The organism is Amycolatopsis rhabdoformis, assembly GCF_035918295.1.
Classification (GTDB): Bacteria; Actinomycetota; Actinomycetes; order Mycobacteriales; family Pseudonocardiaceae; genus Amycolatopsis; species Amycolatopsis rhabdoformis.
Genome location: NZ_CP142149.1, coordinates 4,828,754 through 4,848,085, shown reverse-complemented (window position 1 = coordinate 4,848,085; position 19,332 = coordinate 4,828,754). Strand labels below are relative to the sequence as shown.

The window sequence follows — 19,332 nt, the reverse complement described above, 5'->3', positions numbered from 1 at the left end:
CCGGCCGGACACCGGCCGGAGCGTCGGCTTCACCCCTCGAGCCACTCCGTGATGGCCTCGGCCGCCGGTTCGATGCCAGGCCGGCCGCCCTGGGTCAGCGCGGCACCGAAGTGCAGCCCGGGCAGCACCGCGCGTTCCTTGACCACACCGCCGAGCAGGTCGTAGAGACGCTGGGCGTCCTGGGGCAGCAGGGTTTGGTCGCCGGAGAACTCGAGGTAGAGGGTCGGCAGGGTCACGTGCGGCGCGGCTTTCGCGAACGACGCGTTGGTGGACAGGCCCGACCACGTGGAGAGCCAGGCGTCGGGCGTGCAGATCCGGCCGAATCCGACCGTGCCGTAGTTGATGAGGTGCGGCAGCGAGCCGTGCAGTGACCCGTACGGCCGGTCGTTGGGATCGATCGACAGGTCGACATACCGCGGATCAGCCTCGGTCCGGTTCACGATCAGGAAACGCGGCGCGATGGTGGCGCGGCGGTCGTCCGGCGACCGGGTCTCGCGATAGCGCGCACGAGCGCGGTTCTTCGCCTCGACCCACTCACGGGCGACGGCGTCGAGGCGGTCGAGGCGGGCTCGCTGGGCAGCGCGGTAGCGCTGCAGGAACTCCGCTGAGTACTTCGCGCTCGAAGGTGGCTCCGCGAAGCCGTTCGCCGGGTCGAACAGGTCCAGCTCGGGGTTGCGGGCCAGTGGGTCCTGTTCGTCGACGACACTCGGGTCGATCGAGTGCAGCAGCACCTCGCCCTGGCCCGGGTGCGCGGCGAGGAACACCACCGCGTCCGGCAGGGGCAGGTCGGCCTCGGCGAGCCGGGTCGGCCGTCCGGCGGGGGTGGTGGCGATCCGGTCCTGCGGGGCGGCCGAGGCCTGCCAGAGGTAGAACGCGTTGAGCGTGCCCCCGCCGGAGTGGCCGAGCGGGACCAGGCGCTCGTAGCGGTCGCGCACGATCCGGTAGCCGGCGGCGACGTCGAGCAGAGCCTGCTCGTGCACCAGCGAGTGATCGGTGCCCACCGCGCGCATTCCGTGGCTCCACACGGCCAGCCCGGCGCGCAGGAGCAGGCCGATGATCGGGTGGCGGCTCATGTCCAGGCGCGGGTGCAGGACCGTGACACAGGTCGTGGCGCCCGGCGGGTGGTACAGCACGCCGTTGACCTTCGCGCCGTCGAGCGTTTCGGCCGTGTGCAGGCTGATCGTCACGTTCTCCGGAATCGGCGCCGGAGCGGGATGCCGATGTCCGCCCAGCCGCTCGCCGGTCGGCGCAGTCATGCGGGACTCCTTTTCGTCGGGGCCGCCCGCGACTCGGCGCGGCCTGTTCGTGACGGAAGTCTGCGGTCGGGGCACCGCGGTGTCAACATGTGAGTCTTAATATTGACGAATCAGTCGTAGTTCGGTTTACACTGCCGCCATGACGTTGAGCAGGGTTGAGGTGGTGGGTGGGGGACCGGCCGGGCTGTTCGCGGCCCGGCTGATCCGGGAACGGTTTCCCGGCACCCACGTGCGTGTGAGCGAGCGATCGGTGCCCGACGACACGTTCGGCTTCGGCGTCGCGTTCACCGAGCGGACGCTGCGCGCGGTAGCCGACGTCGCGCCGGACACGTGCCAGGCGATGGTGGCCGCGAGCGTGCCGATGCCGCACCAGGAGATCCGGGTCAACGGCGTGTCCGCCCGCAGCAAGGGGCAAGCCGGTGGCCTGGCCATCGCCCGGTCGCGGTTGCTGTCCCTGCTGCTCGACGCGGCGCTCGAGAAGGGCGTGGAAGTCGAGCTGGGCCGTGAGCGGTCGTGGGAGGAGGTGCGCGACGCGGATCTGGTGATCGGGGCCGACGGCGCCGGCAGCACGGTGCGCACCGAGCTCGCACCGCACCTCGACGCCACGGTCGCGCCCGGTCGCGGCCTGTTCATGTGGCTCGGGTGTTCGGCGCGGCTGCCCAGCAACCTGTTCGCCCCGGCGTTCACCGAGCACGGCATGGTCAACATCCACGGCTATCCCTACGCCGAGGACCGGAGCACGATCGGTGTCGAGACCGACGTCGACACCTGGCGGCGCGCCGGGCTGGAAGCAGCCACGCTTTCCTGCCCTGCCGACGAATCCGACGAGTACAGCATCGACTACCTGCAGAACGCGTTCCACAGCGTGCTCGGCGGTGCGAAGCTTTTGGGCAACCGCTCCCGCTGGATGCGCTTCCGCACGGTGAACGTGAAGCGGTGGCACCACGAGAACGTGGTCCTGATCGGCGACGCCGCGCACACGGCGCACTACTCGGTCGGGTCCGGCACCAAGATGGCGATGGAAGACGCCATCGCGTTGGTGGCCGCGCTGGCCGAACCGGACGCGGGGCCGTTGGAGACCGCACTCGACCGGTACGAGGCCACCCGCCGGCCGCGGGTCGAAGCGCTGCAGGAGACCGCGGTCCGCAGCCAGCAGTGGTGGGAGTCGCTGCGGCAGCGGGTGGACCTCGCCCCGGCGCGGCTCATGCTCGCCTACCTCAGCCGGGCGGGCGTGGTTTCGGCGGCACGCCTCGCCGGCCACGATCCGGACCTGCTGCGCGCCGGGCTCGAAGCGTTCAGCGGTGCGCCGGTCGAGGATGCGGCCCTGGAGCGCCCCACGGACTGGGTGTTGGCTCAACCGCACCGGGTCGCGGCGTTCGCCTCGCCCACGCGGGTCCTCGGCGGTGGCTCGACCGCCGCCCTTCCGCGGTACGAGCGCGTGACCGGGACGCCGGGTACCGTCACGGCAGCGCGGCGCCGGCTCCCGGACGCGGTGCTGATCGCCACGCTGTCCGCGCCGACCGGTGACGCGTTCGGCGTGGCGGGCGACGCACTGGTCGAGCAGTGCGAGGAACTCCTCAAGGCCGGCGCGGACGGCATCTGGTTCGCGGCCGGGGATTCACGGCGGGTCCTGCTCGACGCGCTGGCGGCCGGGGAGCGGATCCGGTCGGAGACCACCTTGTTCACCGTCGCCGAGGCCGCGCCCGGCTTCGCCGACGACCTCGCGGACGGGGTCCTCGCCGGCCGCACGGACTTCGTCGCCTTCACGACAGAACGGGACTGAACGATGACCTACGCGGGTGTGATCGCCTACCCCGACGAGATCGCCGACTCCTACCGGGCCGCCGGTGCGTGGTCGGACCGGTCGCTGCCCACCGCGTTCCGGGCCACCGTGGCGCAGCACCGCGACCGGCTCGCGCTGATCACCTCGCTGGGGTCGCTGACCTACGGCGAGCTCGACGAGCGCTCCGACGCGGTGGCCGCGGGACTGCTGCAGGCGGGGCTGGAGCCGGGCGCGCGGGTCATCCTGCAGCTCACCAACAGCAAGACCGCCGTGGTCGCCTGGTACGGCCTGCTCAAGGCCGGGCTGATTCCGGTCTGCACGCTCGCGATCCACCGGCGCCACGAGATCTCCGAGATCGCCCGCCAGACGGGCGCGGTCGCCCACCTCGTGCAGGCCGATCTGCCGAAGTTCGACCTCGTCGCGTTCGCGGCCGAGATCCGATCGCTCGTGCCGAGCGTGCGGACGCTGCTCACGGTCGGCGGCTCCGCCGACGGCCCCGGGCTCCGGATCGAGGACCTCGCTTCGCGGCCCGTGTCGGTCGAGCAACGGGCGAGCCTGGTCGCGGCGGCCACCGCCCTCGATCCGTGCGCGCCGGCCGTCTACCAGCTCTCCGGCGGCACGACCGGCACCCCGAAGGTCATTCCGCGGCTGCACGCCGAGTACTGGTACAACGCGACCGCGACCGCCCGCTGGTGGGGCCACGACCACACGAGTGTGCTCGCGTTCGGCCTGCCGCTCGTGCACAACGCGGCGCTGTCCAACGGTTTGCACGCCGCGCACTCGGCCGGTGCGGCGCTGCTGCTGGCGACCCCGGCCGCGGACGCGCTGCTGCCGTTGATGGCCGAGCACCGGGCCACCTGGGTCATGAGCCCGCCGGGGCTCGCCCGCGAATACCTCGACCACCCCGGGTTCGACGCCGCCGTGTCGCGGTTGCGGACCTGGGTGCTCACGGCCGCGCGGGTGCCGCGATCCGTTTTCGACGGCCTGGAACGGCGCGGGGTGCACGTGACGCAGGCGTTCGGGATGAGCGAAGGGCTTTTCCTGTTCACGCCTTCCGGTGCGCCGGCCGACCTGCGGGCGACGACCGTCGGTGCGCCGATCTCGCCGCTGGACGAGGTGCGGGTGCTCCGGCCCGGTACCGACGAAGAGGTAGCGCGCGGGGAAACCGGCGAGCTGGCGGCCCGCGGGCCGTACACGATTCGCGGGTACCTCGACGCGCAAGACCGCAATCGGGAGACGTTCACGGCCGACGGGTTCTACCGCAGCGGTGACCTCGTCCGCGCGCACGAGCACGACGGCGTGGTGCTGTATTCGATCGAGGGCCGGGTGAAGGACCTCATCGACCGCGGCGGCGAGAAGATCAACGCCGAAGAGGTGGAAACGCTGATCGCCCAGCACGAAGCCGTGCGCGAGGCGGCGCTGGTCGGCATGCCCGACGCGCGCCTCGGCGAACGCGGCTGCGTGTTCGTGGTTCCCCAGGACCCGGCCCGGCCGCCCGCGCTCACGGATGTCCGCGCGCACCTGGAACGGCTGGGCATGGCGAAGTACAAGTGGCCCGAGCGCGTGGAGATCGTCGAAAGCCTGCCGCGCACGCAGATCGGCAAGGTCGCCAAAGTGCGGCTGCGCGAAGACATCGCGAAGAAGATCGCGAACGAGACCGGGAGCGCCGGCGCGGCGCACTAGCGGTGCACCGGTTTTCGCCGGACGGTGCGGGGATCAGCCGGAGGTGGGCACATGCAGGGTCGCGGTCCCGCGGTCGTCGACGGCCGGCGCGAGCCGGTGCCGCTGCGCGAGCACCTCGTGGTCGCGACCCGGGACCCGCGGGAGGCCGCCAGTGAAGGGGCCGCCGCCTTGTCCCCGCACCGCCTCAGGCCACTGGGCGCCGAAGGCTTCTTCGCGACCCGGCTGCACGCGGTCGCCGTGGGCGGTCTGACGCTCGCGTTCGTCGAGTACGCCGGCGAAGTGGCCGTCGAAGCCACGGCGCCGATGGACTACTACACACTGCTGGTGCCGGTGCGCGGCCGGCTGCAGGTGTTCAAGGACGGGCTCGTCGCCGGTGTCCCTTGTGGATCGGGCGCCGTCGTCGGTCCCGGTGACGGCCTGCGGCTGCGCTTCGCCCCGGGAACCGCGGAGCTCATCGTGAAGATCCCGGTCGAGGTCCTGCAACGGAATGTGGCCCCGCCGCTGTCGGATGCACCCCTGCCGCGGTTCGCGCTCGTGACCGGCGCCGTGGCCGACTGGCTCACGACCGTGCGGTTCGCGGCCGGCACAGTGGATCGCTGCACCGGGCGCGCCGTTCCGCACGCCACCGGGGAACTGCTCGAACGGATGGTGCTCTCGAGCCTGCTGCTCTCGCACCCGCACGACGGGACGGACCGGCTGTTCTCGATCGACAGCGCGCGCCGACGGACCGTGGTGGTCCAGGTCGTGGACGAGTTCCGCCGCATCGCCGAGCGCGGCGACAGCCCGCCGCCGATTCCCGACCTGGCCCGCGTGCACGGGATCAGCGTGCGGGCGTTGCAGGAAAGCTTCCGTCAGGTCGTCGGCGTGCCGCCCACCGCGTATCTGCGTGACCTCCGCCTGGACCGGGCGCACCGCGAGCTCACCGGTGATCCGTCCGGGACCGTGGCCGAGGTCGCGCACCGCGTGGGGTTCGGGCACCTCGGCCGGTTCAGCGGCGCGTACCGGCGGCGCTTCGGGGTGTCGCCGTCGGCGACGCTGTCCGCCGCGCGCGTCGCGCATCGCGGATAGCCCGACGCGAAGCGGATTGGCCCGCTTCCCGCACGCCGACACGATGTGGTTCCACATCGTCGACAACGACGTGACGAGGGAGACCATGACCACGACGACAAGCGGGCCGAGCGTTTCGGCCCAGCCCCCGGCACCGGACACCACCGTGCGCACCTACCGCCAGTTCATCGACGGCGAGTGGGTCGAGGCGCGCTCCGGTGCCACCGTCGAGAGCCGCAATCCGCTCGACGACAGCGTTTTCGCCCGGGTGCCCGCGAGTTCGCGGGAAGACGCGGCCGCCGCGGTGCAGGCGGCCGAACGCGCCCAGCCGGCGTGGGCCGCGCTCGCGCCTTCGGAGAAGCGGCACCTGTTCCTGCGCGCCGCGGACCTGCTCGAGGCGCGCACCGACCGGTTCGCCGACGCTCTGGCCGCCGAAACCGGGACGGGCCGGGCGTTCGCGCAGTTCCAGCTCGGCTGGTCGGTGTCGCTGCTGCGCCACGCCGCCGGCTGGGTGTTCCGGCCGAGCGGCGAGCTGCTGCGCTCGGACAACCCGCACACCATGGCGTTCGCCGAGCGCAAACCGCTCGGGGTCGTCGCGGGCTTCACGCCGTGGAACGGCGCCACGGTGCTCGCCTGGCGGACCGTGGTGGCGCCGTTGGCCGCGGGCAACACCGTGGTGGTGAAGCCGTCGGAGGAAGCTCCGGTCACCGCCGGGCTGATGGTGGCCGAGGTGCTCGCCGAGGCGGGTTTCCCGGCCGGGACGATCAACGTCGTCACCCACGCGCCCGCCGACGCCGCGGACCTCGCGGAGGAGTTCTACGCGAACCCGGCGGTGCGCTGCCTCAACTTCACCGGCTCGGCCGGCACCGCCCGGACCATCGCGGGACGCAGCGGCGCGGCGCTGAAGCGCAGCGTGATGGAACTGGGCGGCTACAACCACGTGATCGTGCGCGACGACGCCGACGTCGACCACGCCGCCCGGCTCGTCGCGTTCAGCGCGTTTTTCCACCAGGGCCAGATCTGCATGAACGCGCGGCGCGTGCTCGTGCACCGGCCGCTGCACGACGCGTTCCTCGCGCGCCTGGTCCAGGTCGCCGAGTCCCTGCCGGTCGGCGACCCGCGGGATCCGTCGACGATCGTCGGACCGCTCATCAACGACCGGGCGGTGGCGCAGGTCCGCACGAGGGTCACCGAGGCGGTGGCGGCCGGTGCGCGGATCGCGACCGGCGGCACGATCAGCGGCCGAATCTGCCGGCCGACCGTGCTCACCGACGTGCCCGACGACATCAGCGTGTCGTGTGAGGAGACGTTCGGTCCGGTGGTGATCGTCCGCCCGGTCGACGACGACGAGGAGGCGATCTCGCTCGTGAACGCGAGCCGCTACGGGCTGTCGTTCTCGGTGGTGACCGCGGATACCGCCCGGGGCATGGAGATCGCCTCGCGGGTGGACTCGGGGGCGGTGCACGTGAACACCCCGACGGTCAACGACGAGGCGCACATGCCGAACGGCGGCGTCAAGGACAGCGGCTGGGGCCGCTCGGGAGTCGACGCGCTCGACGACTTCACCGAGATCCGGTGGATGACCGTGGAGCTGGGCACCCGGGCCCTGCCGCTCTGATCGGTGCCGTCCGGCGTCCGCGGGTCAACCGGGCCGGCGGGCGTCGGACGGGCTCACGCCGTAGCGGCGGCGGTAGTCGCCGGCGAACCGGCCCAGGTGGACGAACCCGCACTCGACCGCGATGTCCGTGACCGTGCGGCCGGTGCCCCCGGCGCTCGCGGAAAGCAGCTCGTGCGCTCGTTCGAGGCGCAGATCGCGCAGGTACTGCGACGGCGTGCGTCCGTAGCGGTGCTGGAAGCCTTGCTGCAACGTCCGCAGGCCCACGCCGTGGCCACGCGCGAGTTCGGCCCAGTCGAAGGGTTCACCCGGCGCCGTGCGCACCCTCGTGCGCACGGCGTCGGCCGCTTCACCGGCCGCGCGGAAGCCTCGTCCGCCCGCCGGCCGGCCGAGGGTGGCGGTCGCGGTGTGCGGCTGGGCCAGCAGCAACGCGGTCAGCAGCATCCGTTCCAGCTCGACGCCGAGCCGCGGCGCGACCAGGCCGGTGCCGGCCCGGTCGACGGTGCCGGCGGCCAGTTGCAGGACCGCGGGCCACGACGCGGCACTCGGTGCGGGCAGGTCGAAGACGACGGGCCGCCCGGACGGCTCGCCGGTCAGCTGTCCGAAGGCCTGGTCGAGGGCCCGGGCGGGCACCTTCGCGGCCAGCTGCCGGGTTCCCGGTGCGAAGCGGATGTGCAGCTGTTCGGTGGGGGAGAGGACACACGCCGCGCCGGCGTGGACCTGCGCGCGGCCGGTGTCGGTGGTCACCTCGAAGCTGCCGCTCAGCACGAGCTGCAGCGTGTAGTAGTCCATCGGTTCGGCCGATTCCAGCCGCACCGCTTCCCGGTAGGCCAGGTAGACCAGCGTGGAGCTGCCGATGTCCGCCGCGTGCAGCCGCGAGTGGAAGGCGTGGCGATCGGGCGCGTGGAGGCGGTGGCGCGACATAGCCAGGGCGCCTTCGTGCTCGGCGCGGCCCGCGTCGTTCGTGCGGAATCGCACGTACCGCCGCAGGGGCGGGTTCGAGGCCGTCGTCGGAAGCGTCGAGGGCATCGGCGGCGTCAGCGTCACTGCTCCGACCGTCCATTGTGGTTCGTGGCCCGGGCGAAAGCCGGGGCGGCACCGGTGTTCGAGGGGACAGCATAAGCGAGTCGGACTCATCCGTCACGTTTGTGACGCACAGTCGGCGATGCGGTCGGCGGGGTGACCGGCGTCTGTCGCGCTCCCCTGCGGTGGCAAAGACCAGGCCGAACGCCGCAGCGCTTCGCGGACAGTGCTGCGCCGAGCGGACAGCGGTCCGCGGATCGGCGACCTAGCGTCTGATCTCCGTGACCGGGCCGGGCGTCATCGCCGCCCGTGCGCCGGCTTCGCACCCGTTCACATGGAGGTGAGCATGGGGCACGAATACTGGGAGACGGCACCGAAGCTGACGGTGCCGACGGCGAGCGGGCCGATCCGCGGGCTGGTCTCCGGAGGCCTGCACCGGTTCCTCGGCATCCCGTACGCGGCCGCGCCGGTCGGCGAGCTCCGGTGGCGGCCGCCCGCTCCGGTCGCCGGCCGGCGGCTGCCGCGGGACGCCTTTTCCTTCGGTCCCGTGTGCGCGCAGAACAACACCTCGTTCCCCGGCTTCGGGTTCTCCAGCAACACCGAGGATTGCCTGTACCTCAACGTGTTCGCCCCCGAAGGCGCGGACGAGCACGCGAACCTGCCGGTGATGGTGCTGTTCCCGGGCGGTGGCCTGTTCATCGGCGGCAGCGACGACTACGACCCGTCCGCGTTGGTCACGAGCGGCCGGGTCGTGTTCGTGTCGCTCAACTACCGGGTGGGGATCTTCGGGTTCTTCTCCCACCCGGCGATCAACGCCGAGGACCACGAAATCGGCAACTACGGCATCCTGGACCAGCAGGCGGCGCTGCGCTGGGTGCGGGACAACATCGCCGCGTTCGGCGGGGATCCTTCCAACGTCACGATCTTCGGCGAGTCCGCGGGCGGCATCAGCGTGTGGTGCCACCTCGCGTCACCGGGCTCGGCGGGCCTGTTCCACCGGGCCATCGTGCAGAGCGGCACCGCCACGCCGCTGCTGCGGACGCCGGAAACCCGGGACCTCGACCGGATCGGCCACGACCTCTGCCGCGACGCCGGGGCGAGCCGGCATACGAGCGAAGAGCTGCGCGCGCTCGCGACCACCGACCTGCTGGCGGCGAACCTGCTGCCCGAAGGCGAATACGGCACCGGCAAGTACGAGATCGGCCAGACCGCCGACGGGGCGGTGATCCCGGAACCGATGGTCGATCTGTTCACCACCGGCCGGTTCGCGCGGGTCCCGATCATCAACGGCACGACCAGAACGGAGTTCCACTGGTTCCAGGGGATGCTCGAACTCGCCACCGGGCAGCCGATCCCGACTGAGGCCTATCTGCCGGTGCTGACCCAGGCGCTCACCACGTTGCCGGAGCTGCTGATCGGGCGCACCGTCGACCCGGCCCGGATCGCCGACGTGGCCGAGGCGTACCCGCCGGAGAAACACGGGTCCGCGAGCGAAGCCATGTCCACGGCGATCGGTGACTGCGGTTTCATCGGCCTGGGAAACCGGGAGGCCAACCGGGTTCTGCGGCGGTTCGTCGAGCACGTCTACTCCTACGAACTCGACGCGCCACACCTGCCGACGCCGTGGCCGCCGGTTTCCTTCCCGTACGGCTCGGCGCACACGAAGGACCTGCAGTACCTGTTCCCCGGTTTCGGCGGGGCGGGCGGCCAGGCGATCGCTCTCGACGGTGCCGATCTGCTGCTGTCGGACACGATGGTCGGGTACTGGGCCGCGTTCGCGCACCACGGCAGCCCCAATGCGCCGGCGTCGCCGCTGCCCGAGTGGAAGGCCTACGACCCGGTGCGGGACAACGTGCTGGTGCTCGCCGCGCCCGCCTCGTACGAGGTCGAGAACTTCGGTGAGCGGCACCGGAGTGCGTTCTGGGACGACGTTTCCGCCGGACCCGCCGAAGCCGCGGGATGACCCGGACGCCGACACCGCCGGAAGGTCAGGCGGTGTCGGCGTTTCCGGTGTGGCTCTCGTCGACCGAGCGCAGCAGCACCTGGGTCGTGCGCTGGATGTGGTCGACGAGGATGGCGACGGCGGCCTCGGTGTCCTTGGCGAGGATGGCGTCGAGGATGGACTTGTGCTCGCCGACGATGTCGCGGTGCTCGTGGCCCAGCGGGATCGACCAGCGGCGGTACAGCTCGGCCGAGTCGCGCAGGGAGTGCGCGATCGCGAGGAGCCGCGGGTTCGGGCAGCCGGACAGCAGCGCCAGGTGGTAGGCGGCGTGGGCCTCGACCCATTCGTCGGCGAGGCGGTCCGGGTCGTCGGCGACGGTCTGCGGCGTCTGCTGCAGCCGGTGGTGCGCGGCGAGGACTTCGGACTCCCACTGGATTCCGCCGTGCTGCAGGGCTTCGCGCAATACGAGGGATTCGATGGCCACGCGCGCCTCGGTGAGGTGCTCGAGGTCCTCGATGGAGATCGGCGTCGTGTGGAAGCCCAGCTGGGGCTCGGCTTGGACCAGGCCCTCGGCGGCGAGCCGGGTCAGCGCTTCGCGGACCACGCCCATGCTCGATTCGTACCGGCTGCACAGTTCCGCGAACGGCAGCCGGCTTCCCGGTGCCTGCCGTCCGGCGAGGATGTCTTTGCGCAGAGCCAGGTACACCCGCTCGGCGCGCGTCGAAGGCTTGGTCGCGGCCATGGCGGTCAGTCAATCATGTTCGTAGGCTCCCGACAATGTTGAAAATGTATTGACTTATTGATAATCCTGGGTGAAGCTGATCCGGCAGCCCGGTGAGCTGCCGGGACGACCGGCGAGGAGGCCGAGACGTGGTGGACGAAGCAGCGTTTCGCGAGCTGATGGGCGCGGTGTGCGCCCCGGTCACGGTGATCACCACGACCACGGCGGAAGGCCGGCCCCACGGCACGACCGTGAGCTCGTTCGCGTCGCTGTCCTTGCGCCCGCCGATGGTGAGCTTCGCGCTCGACACCGGATCGGCGCTGCTCGCCCACGTGCGGCGGTCGCGGCGGGTCGGGGTCAACGTCCTGGCCCACGGCCAGGACGCGGTGGCGATGGCGTTCGCGGGCCGGGGCGAGGACAAGTTCGCCGGCCTGCGCTGGCACGAGGCGGACGGTCTGCCGCGGCTCGACGGCGCGGGCGGCTGGCTGGCCGCGACGGTGCTGGACCTCGTGCCCGGGGGTGACCACGTGCTGGTGCTGGCGGAGGTCGTCGCCTCCGAGGTGGGCGCGGCCGCGCCGCTGGTGTACGCGCGCCGGACCTTCGGCACGCATTCCCGGCTGGCGCGCGAGGCCGGGCTCTGTACGTGATCCGCCGGGACTCGAACCCTTCCCCTGAGCAAAGGAGCTGGTGATGTCCATCATTCTCGATCGGCCGGGTGCGACCGACGCGGATCGGCAGCTGCGGGCCGACCTCGTCGACCGCGCGGCGAAGCTCGTGCCGCTGCTGGCGGCCAACGCGAAGCGCACTGAAGACGATCGGCGGGTGCCGGAGGAGAACATCCGGGCCATCGAAGAGGCCGGGCTGTTCACGATCATGCAGCCGAAGCGGTTCGGCGGGCTCCAGGTCGATTTCCGCACGAAGCTGGAAGTGACGCGGGAGCTGGCGCGCGGCTGCGGGTCGACGGCGTGGGCGACGAGCCTGATGAACGTGTGCGCTTGGTTCACCGGCATGTGGGGTGAGCAGGCGCAACAGGACGTGTGGGGCGAGAACCCGCGCAACCGCGTCGCGGGGGTGTTCGCGCCGAGCGCCACCGCGCGGGTGGTCGACGGCGGCCTGGTCGTCACGGGCAAGTGGGGCTGGGCCAGCGGCTGCCTGCACTCGCAGTGGGCGCTGGTCGGCACACCGGCCGCCGAGGGCGAGGGCCGCTCGTACGACCAGGGCATGGTGCTGATCCCCATGGCGGACCTCACGGTCGAGGACACCTGGTTCGTCGTCGGGATGCGGGGCACGGGCTCGAACACGCTCGTGGCGGACGAGGTGTTCGTGCCGGAGCACCGGTTCATCTCGGTGCCGAAGATGACCGTGGGCGAGGTCGCGACCCCGTTCAAGGACGAGGCCCTGTACCGGTCGCCGTTCGTGCCGGGCGCGGCGATCATCCTGGCCGGGCCGCAGCTGGGCCTCGCACAGGCGGCGCTGGACCTGGTGGTGGAGAAGGCGCCGCGGCGCGGGATCTCCTACACCTTCTACGAAAACCAGACGCAGGCGCCGGTCGTGCAGCTGGCGGTGGCGCGGGCCGCGTCGCTGGTGGACACCGCGCACCTGCTGGCCTACCGGGCCGCGGCGGAGATCGACGAGAACGCCCACCTCGGCGTGTTCCCGGACTACACGGCTCGCGCGAGGGCGCGGATGGACGTGGGCCAGGCGATCGTGACCGCCCGTGAGGCGATCCGCGAGCTGGTGACCGCCCACGGTGCTTCGAGTTTCGCCGAGTCGAGCCCGATGCAGCGGATCTGGCGTGACAGCGAGGTCGCGAGCCGCCACGCCGTGGCCAACCCCGAGATCAGCGCCGAGGTCTACGGGCGCGCGCTGCTCGGCATCCACGAGGGCGTCAGCCCGCTCGTCTGAGCAGGACACTTGAGAAGGGCATCGAAATGACCGAAGCGCACATGGCCTGGCAGGACCTCGTCGAGTACTCCGAGACGCACGATCTGCTGGCGAAACAGCTCTACGTCGTGTTCTCGACGCCGACCAACGGGCTCGGCCCGGTGCTCGAGAGCCTCGATCCGCACGTCGAGTACCAGACGAAGATGGAACGCGACGGCATCATGTTCGCCGCCGGCCCGTTCGCGAGCGAGGACCTCCAGGAGTGGCTCGGCGAAGGCATGTTCGTCTACCGCGCCACTTCGCTGGAGGAAGCGACGAAGTTCGCCGAAGCCGACCCGATGCACCGCTCGGGCGCCCGCAGTTTCCGCGTGCGCCTGTGGCTGCTCAACGAAGGCACGTATTCGGTGCAGCTGTTCTATTCGGGCGGCAAGCCGAAGATCGCCTGACGCGGACCGCGACCGAACAGGAGGTGGGCCGTGCCGGTGATGCGTGAGACGGCGACCGGGTTGCCGCGGGCCCGGGCGGAGTTCGCCCGTGGCCGCCCGATCGTGCTGGTGGACGACTTCGCCGGCGAAGCGGGTGTGTTGCTGCTGGCGGCCGAGACGGTGACGCCGGCCGGAATGGCGTTCGTGGTGGACCACACGTCGGGGTTCGTCTGCGTGGCGCTCCCCGCCGCGCGCTGCGCGCAGCTGCGGCTGCCGCCGATGTGTGCCCCCACCTCGACCGCGCTGCCCGACTTCTGCGTGACCTTCGACGCCGCCGAGGGAATCACCACCGGGATCTCCGCCCGGGACCGGGCCCGTGGCGCCCGGCTGGTCGCCGATCCGGCGAGCGGGCCGGCCGACCTCGTCCGGCCCGGGCACCTCATCCCGGTGCGCGCGGCCGACGGGCGCCTGCTGGAACGGGTGGGCCGCGCCGAAGCGGCCGTCCGGCTGGCGGAGCTCGCCGGGCTGGCACCGGCGACGGTGCTGGCCGACCTGGTCGCCGCGGCGGACCCGACCCGGATGTGCGCGGGGGCCGAGGCGCGCGAGTTCGCCGCCGAGCACGGCCTGGCGAGCGTCGCGCTCACCGAGGTGGTGGAGCACGAACTGGCCGCGCTGGACGACCACGTCCGCGCGGACCCGAGGAAAGGACTGGGATGAGGATCGGAAACCTCGCCGGACGCGCCGTGCTGGCGGTGCCGGGTGGCGCGCTCGACGTCAACCGGGCGAGCGGCGGAAGACTGCCGGCCACGCTGTCCGGGTTGTTCGAGCGGTGGGACGAGCTGCGCGCGCTCGCGGCGGACCCGCCGGCCGCCGAAGTGGTTCCCGTGGACGAGTCGCGCCTGGGCCCGCCGTGCCCGGACCCGCGGCAGGTGTTCGCGATCGGGCTCAACTACCGCGACCACGCCGCCGAAGCGGACTTCGCGGTACCGGATTCGCCGACGGTGTTCCCCAAGTACGTGTCCAGCTTCGCCGGCGCCCACGGCGTTGTGGTGCTCAGCGGCGACACGGTGGACTGGGAGGTCGAGCTCGTCGCGGTCATCGGGAAGCAGGCGCACCACGTCCCGGCGGCCGAGGCGTGGTCGCACGTGGCCGGCCTGGCCGTGGGCCAGGACCTGTCCGACCGCACGGTGCAGATGAGCGGCCCGGCCCCGCAGTTCGGGCTGGGCAAGTCGTTCCCGGGCTTCTCGCCCTTCGGTCCGTGGCTGGTCACGCCCGACGAGCTCGACGACCCGGACGATCTCGAGCTGGGTTGTTCGGTCAACGGCGAGCAGGTGCAGAAGGGCCGCACCAGCGACCTGGTGTTCCCGATCCCGGAGCTGGTGGCGCGCCTCTCGCGGATCGTCACGCTGTACCCGGGGGACGTGATCTTCACCGGGACCCCGGCCGGCGTCGGCCTGGCCCGCAGCCCCCGGTGGTTCCTCAAGCCCGGCGACGAGCTGACCAGCTACGTGCGCGGCGTCGGCGAAATGCGCCACGTGATGTCCGCCCAGCCCGCCTAGGCCCCGACCAGACAGGAGCAGCCTCGTGGCACTGCACAAGATGGCCGCGGTGGTGATCGGCGTGCCGAACCTCGCCGAAACCGCCGCCTACTACACCCAGTTCGGGCTCACCCCGCGCGCCGACGGCTGGTTCTCCACTGTGGACGGCGGGAACCAGCTGCGGCTGGTCGAGTCGGCCATGCGCCGGCTCGTGTCCTTCACCGTCGGGGTCGACGACCCGGATGACCTCGACCGGGCCGAAGCCCGGTTGCGCGCCGTGGAAGCGGTGGTGAGCCGCCGCGGGGACCGGCTCACGGCGATCGACCCGATCGGCGGGGTGGAGGTCGCGCTGGAGGTGCAGCCGCGGCTGCGCCAGCCGGAGATCCCCGCCACCGCCTACAACGGACCGGGCCGGATCGAGCGCGCCGGCGCCCGCGCGCCGGGGGTGTTGCGCACCACCGAGATCAAGCCCCGCAAGCTCGGGCACGTCGTGCTCGGCACCACCGACTTCGCCGCGTCCGAACGGTTTTTCGTCGAGGGCATCGGGTTCAAGGTCAGTGACCTGATCAAGGGCACCGGCGCGTTCCTGCGCTGTTCCACCGACCACCACAACCTGCTGCTGCTCAAGGCACCCGTGAGTTTCCTGCACCACACGTCGTGGCAGGTCGAGGACATCGACGAGGTCGGCCGCGGTGCCACGCGCATGCTCGAAGACCACCCGGAGCGCCACGTGTGGGGCCTCGGGCGTCACCACGCCGGGTCCAACTTCTTCTGGTACCTCAAGGATCCCGCCGGCAACTTCTCCGAGTACTACAGCGACCTCGACTGCATCCTCGAAGACCAGCTGTGGAAACCCGAGGCCTTCGTCGGCGCGGCCGGGCTGTTCAACTGGGGCCCGCCGCCGCCTCCCTCCTTCCTGCACCCGGACGACCTCGCCGCCCTCATGACCGGCGCGCACGCGCCCGGCTGACCCACCCGAGCCGCCCGTCCCGCGAGCCCCGACGCCACCGGAAAAGAGCACACCATGACCGAAAGCGACAGCATCACCTCGATCACGCAGACGATCCTGCGGGAACGGCAAGCGCGCGACCGCGGCTGGTGGGAGCGGATGCGCGACTGCATCCGCCCGGACGCGGCCATCCGGCTCAGCTGGTTCCAGGGAACCGGCGCGGAGTTCGTGGTCCAGTCCGAGAAGATGGCCGAACGCGGACAGCAGGCCGTGCACCGGCTCTTCCCGCCGGTGGTCACGGTGTCCGGCGCCCGGGCCGTGGCGGAGATGGCGGTGGCCATCGAGTTCCGCGACGTGATCGGGGGAGTGGAGGCCGACCTCTCGTCCTACGCGCGGCTCGTGTACCGCCTGGAGAAGTCCGAGGACGCGTGGCGGGTCGTGGCCCTCGACGGCATCTACGAGCGCGACGCGATCGTGCCCGTGGTGCCCGGCGACGTCCCCGACCTCGACCGGACGCTGCTGGCGAAGTTCCGGGCCCCGTACCGGTTCCTCGGCTACTACTTCGCCGACCACGGCTACTCCGTGAGCGAAGACCTCTACGGTGATGATCGGCCGGCCCAGGTCGCCGATCTCTACCGGCACACGTCGGCGTGGCTGCGGCCGTGAGTGCCGTCGGACCGTCGCCGGCGACGGGGCCGGCGCGGGGTGACGCGGCGGCCGGTTACCCCACGGTGGTCACCGGCCGCCGCGCCGTGGCCGACGGAGTGGTGGAACTCGAGCTGAAGCGCCCCGGCGGCACACCCCTGCCGCCGTGGGCGCCGGGCGCGCACCTCGACCTGGTGCTCGACGACACGCTCGTGCGGCAGTACTCGCTGTGCGGCCCGGCGGACGATCCGGCGTGCTACCGCATCGCGGTGCGCAAGGACGAGGCCGGCCGCGGCGGCTCCCGGCGGATCCACGACACGCTCGCGCTCGGTGACGTCGTGGTGGTCCGCGGGCCGCGCAACACCTTTCCGCTCGACCCCGCGCCGGGGTACGTCTTCATCGCCGGCGGCATCGGCATCACGCCACTCCTGCCGATGCTCGAAGCCGCGCGGCGAGCGGGCACCGAGTTCCGGCTCTTCTACGGCGGCCGCTCGCGCGAGAGCATGGCCTACCGCGAGGTTCTCGCGGGTGACCACCGGGTGCGGCTGCTTCCGCAGGACGAGGCCGGCCCGCTGCCCGTCGACGAGATCCTCGCGACCGCCCCGCACCACTGGCCGGTGTACTGCTGCGGGCCGGAACCACTTCTCGCGGCCGTGGAGCACCGCTGCGCCGAGGAACCGCGCCGGGTGCTCCGGGTCGAACGCTTCGTGCCGAGGACTTCCGCGGAGACGGACGCCGACCGGGCGTTCACGGTCGAGCTCGCGGCCAGCGGGCTCGAACTCGCCGTGCCGGCTGACCGCCGGCTGCTCGACGTGCTGCTCGAAGCCGGCGTCGACGTGATGACCTCGTGCGAAGAAGGCACGTGCGGTACCTGCGAGACCGCGGTGCTCGGCGGAGTGCCCGAGCACCGCGACTCGGTGCTGACCACCGATGAACAGGACGCCGGGGATCGCCTGATCGTGTGCGTCTCCCGATCCCGGACGCCCCGGCTCGTTCTCGACCTCTAGGCCGGGCTCGCCGGGGGTCCGGGATCGGAGTGGTCAACGCTGCGGTGTCAGCCCGCTCGCCCACACCCGCAGCTTCTTCCGGTCGATCTTGCCGAGATCGCTGACTCGGGGCAGTTCCTTCAGCCATTCCAGGCGTTCGGGCCACTTGTACTTGGCCACGCCCAGCGCCGCGAAGTGCGCCTGGACGTCGGCGAGCTCGACCCGGCCGGCCCCGGTGCCGACCACGAAGGCGCAGGCCCGTTCGCCCAGCCGGGCGTCCGGCATCGGAACCAGAGCCGCTTCGGAGATTTCCTCGTGTCCGACCAGCAGGTGTTCGACTTCCTCGGTGCTGATCTTCTCCCCGCCGCGGTCGATCACGTCCTTGATCCGGCCTTCGACGGAGTAACACGGCAGGCCGGCCACGATCATGCGGCGCATGAGGTCGCCGCTGCGGTAGAAGCCGTCTTCGGTGAACGCCTTGGCGTTGTGGTCGGCGGCGTCGAAGTAGCCGCGGATGGTGTAGGGACCGCGGGCGATCATCTCGCCGACCTCTCCGTCGGCGACCTCGACTTCCGTTCCCGGCTCGACGATCCGCACCTCGTCGAGCGCGGAGATCGGCACGCCGACGCCGCTGAGCCGCGCGTCGAACGGGTAGTCCACGGGGGTGGTCATGCACAGGCCTTCGCTCATGCCGAAAACCTGGCCCGCCCAGATGCCGTGGTCCCGCAGCGCCTCGAAGTGGGCGCGGGGAACCTGCCGGCCCCAGAACAGCACCTGCTTGAGCGAGCCGCCGGCGTAGAAGTGCTCGTCGAAGACGGCGTCGTAGGCGAACGGGGCCAGCGGCAGGCAGGTCGGGGCCTGCGTGGTCACCAGGTGCAGCATCGAGGCGTAGCTCGGAGCGCCGAGGATGGCGGCAGCGCCGACGCTGTGCGGGCCGAAGAGCCCGATGATCGTACCGGCGTTGTGCACCACGGGCCCGAAGTAGCCGACCCGGTCGGCCGCGCTCCACCGCATCGCCTTCGCGAACTCCGACGCGTAGGACCAGTACGCGGCCTGCAGGCACGGAATCACCTTCGGGATACCGGTCGTCCCGCCCGAAAGCTGGAACACGGCGACGGACTGCTCGGTCAGTCCTGATTGGACTTCCTCGACGGTGGCTCGGGCCGCTGCGCCGTCGATCCCCTCGCCGACCTGATCGAAGGAGAGGCCACCGTGCGATTCCGCCGCGGCGCCCGAAACCAGGACCACCCGGCCGTCGCCGGCCGAGTCGGCCAGTTCTCCGGCCAGGGCCACGAGATCTGCGCTCTCGTAGCCGGCGTCGACCAGGTGCGCCACGGGCCGGGTCTGGCGGGCGATCTCGCTCAGCTCGTGCCGGCGGTGGTGGGTCAGGGTGCAGACCGGGATCAGGCCCGCTTTCAGCAGGGCGTACCAGGCGATCACCGTCGCCACGGAATTGCCGACCTGCAGGAGCACGGCACCGCCGGCCGGCAGGCCCAGTTCGTGGAGGCCGGCGGCGCGCCGGTCGGTGACCTCGTCGAGTTCGGCGAACGTCATCGTGCTGCCTTCGCTCACGATGGCGGGCCGATCCGGGTGCGCGAGGGCGACGGCGTGGAACTGCCCGGCGATCGTGCGGGGCTGCCAGATCCCGGCCTCGACGTACCGGCGTGCGAATTCGCGGGGGAAGCGCACGTGGCGCTCGGCGGTCGTCCCGTCTGTGGTCATTTTCCTCTTCTCCCTGCAGCGTCTGCGAGGCAGGCTACTTCGCTGTTGACGCACACGCAAGTAGATTGACGCCTACGCAAAGAGCGATCTACGATCCACGCTCACCGAAAGAA

17 protein-coding genes are annotated in these 19,332 nt (G+C 71.7%); 13 read left to right on the top strand and 4 right to left on the bottom strand.

Annotated elements, in window-relative coordinates; translation table 11 throughout:
* Positions 1–29: 29 nt before the first annotated feature.
* Positions 30–1,256: an alpha/beta hydrolase gene (locus VSH64_RS22060; protein WP_326837539.1), complete on the bottom strand. Its 1,227-nt coding sequence runs from the start codon at positions 1,254–1,256 to the stop codon at positions 30–32.
* Between the two features lie 139 nt (positions 1,257–1,395).
* Between VSH64_RS22060 and VSH64_RS22055 the strand changes: the two genes are divergently transcribed.
* From VSH64_RS22055 to VSH64_RS22040, 4 genes are all read left to right on the top strand, one after another.
* Positions 1,396–3,039: an FAD-dependent monooxygenase gene (locus tag VSH64_RS22055; protein ID WP_326837538.1), complete on the top strand. Its 1,644-nt coding sequence runs from the start codon at positions 1,396–1,398 to the stop codon at positions 3,037–3,039.
* Between the two features lie 3 nt (positions 3,040–3,042).
* Positions 3,043–4,722 (top strand): AMP-binding protein, encoded by a 1,680-nt coding sequence (locus VSH64_RS22050; RefSeq protein ID WP_326837537.1) that lies wholly within the window; start codon positions 3,043–3,045, stop codon positions 4,720–4,722.
* A gap of 51 nt (positions 4,723–4,773) precedes the next feature.
* Positions 4,774–5,790 (top strand): AraC family transcriptional regulator, encoded by a 1,017-nt coding sequence (locus VSH64_RS22045; RefSeq protein ID WP_326837536.1) that lies wholly within the window; start codon positions 4,774–4,776, stop codon positions 5,788–5,790.
* A gap of 85 nt (positions 5,791–5,875) precedes the next feature.
* Positions 5,876–7,387: an aldehyde dehydrogenase family protein gene (locus tag VSH64_RS22040; protein ID WP_326837535.1), complete on the top strand. Its 1,512-nt coding sequence runs from the start codon at positions 5,876–5,878 to the stop codon at positions 7,385–7,387.
* 24 nt (positions 7,388–7,411) lie between these two features.
* Here the strand turns inward: VSH64_RS22040 and VSH64_RS22035 are convergent, their stop codons facing one another.
* Complete coding sequence (locus VSH64_RS22035) at positions 7,412–8,431, bottom strand: AraC family transcriptional regulator (protein WP_326837534.1); 1,020 nt, start codon at positions 8,429–8,431, stop codon at positions 7,412–7,414.
* Between the two features lie 322 nt (positions 8,432–8,753).
* Here VSH64_RS22035 and VSH64_RS22030 point away from each other — a divergent pair, with 322 nt between their 5' ends.
* The gene (locus tag VSH64_RS22030) at positions 8,754–10,370 is read left to right on the top strand and encodes a carboxylesterase/lipase family protein (protein ID WP_326837533.1); all 1,617 of its coding nucleotides are present in this window, start codon (positions 8,754–8,756) and stop codon (positions 10,368–10,370) included.
* Between the two features lie 25 nt (positions 10,371–10,395).
* Here the strand turns inward: VSH64_RS22030 and VSH64_RS22025 are convergent, their stop codons facing one another.
* Positions 10,396–11,091: a GntR family transcriptional regulator gene (locus tag VSH64_RS22025; RefSeq protein WP_326837532.1), complete on the bottom strand. Its 696-nt coding sequence runs from the start codon at positions 11,089–11,091 to the stop codon at positions 10,396–10,398.
* Between the two features lie 128 nt (positions 11,092–11,219).
* On the opposite strand from VSH64_RS22025, the gene VSH64_RS22020 reads away from it, so the two are divergent.
* The 8 genes from VSH64_RS22020 to VSH64_RS21985 are packed head-to-tail and all read left to right on the top strand — an operon-like array spanning position 11,220 to position 17,518.
* Positions 11,220–11,717: a flavin reductase family protein gene (locus VSH64_RS22020; protein WP_326837531.1), complete on the top strand. Its 498-nt coding sequence runs from the start codon at positions 11,220–11,222 to the stop codon at positions 11,715–11,717.
* Positions 11,718–11,760: 43 nt separating this feature from the next.
* The gene (locus VSH64_RS22015) at positions 11,761–12,975 is read left to right on the top strand and encodes an acyl-CoA dehydrogenase family protein (RefSeq protein ID WP_326837530.1); all 1,215 of its coding nucleotides are present in this window, start codon (positions 11,761–11,763) and stop codon (positions 12,973–12,975) included.
* A 26-nt stretch (positions 12,976–13,001) separates the two neighbouring features.
* Positions 13,002–13,400 carry a YciI family protein gene (locus VSH64_RS22010; protein WP_326837529.1) on the top strand — a complete coding sequence of 133 codons (399 nt, stop codon included), beginning with the start codon at positions 13,002–13,004 and terminating at the stop codon, positions 13,398–13,400.
* A gap of 39 nt (positions 13,401–13,439) precedes the next feature.
* Positions 13,440–14,096 carry a 3,4-dihydroxy-2-butanone-4-phosphate synthase gene (locus VSH64_RS22005; RefSeq protein ID WP_326838004.1) on the top strand — a complete coding sequence of 219 codons (657 nt, stop codon included), beginning with the start codon at positions 13,440–13,442 and terminating at the stop codon, positions 14,094–14,096.
* Complete coding sequence (locus VSH64_RS22000; RefSeq protein WP_326837528.1) at positions 14,093–14,938, top strand: fumarylacetoacetate hydrolase family protein; 846 nt, start codon at positions 14,093–14,095, stop codon at positions 14,936–14,938. Before VSH64_RS22005 ends, VSH64_RS22000 begins: the two co-directional genes overlap by 4 nt.
* A 25-nt stretch (positions 14,939–14,963) precedes the next feature.
* Positions 14,964–15,887, top strand: a complete 924-nt coding sequence (locus VSH64_RS21995; RefSeq protein WP_326837527.1) for a VOC family protein — start codon at positions 14,964–14,966, stop codon at positions 15,885–15,887.
* 54 nt (positions 15,888–15,941) lie between these two features.
* Complete coding sequence (locus VSH64_RS21990) at positions 15,942–16,532, top strand: nuclear transport factor 2 family protein (protein WP_326837526.1); 591 nt, start codon at positions 15,942–15,944, stop codon at positions 16,530–16,532.
* Positions 16,529–17,518: a PDR/VanB family oxidoreductase gene (locus VSH64_RS21985; RefSeq protein WP_326837525.1), complete on the top strand. Its 990-nt coding sequence runs from the start codon at positions 16,529–16,531 to the stop codon at positions 17,516–17,518. The genes VSH64_RS21990 and VSH64_RS21985 overlap by 4 nt, the downstream gene beginning before the upstream one ends.
* A gap of 33 nt (positions 17,519–17,551) precedes the next feature.
* Here VSH64_RS21985 and VSH64_RS21980 read toward each other — a convergent pair whose 3' ends face one another.
* The gene (locus VSH64_RS21980; protein WP_326837524.1) at positions 17,552–19,219 is read right to left on the bottom strand and encodes an AMP-binding protein; all 1,668 of its coding nucleotides are present in this window, start codon (positions 19,217–19,219) and stop codon (positions 17,552–17,554) included.
* Positions 19,220–19,332: the final 113 nt, after the last annotated feature.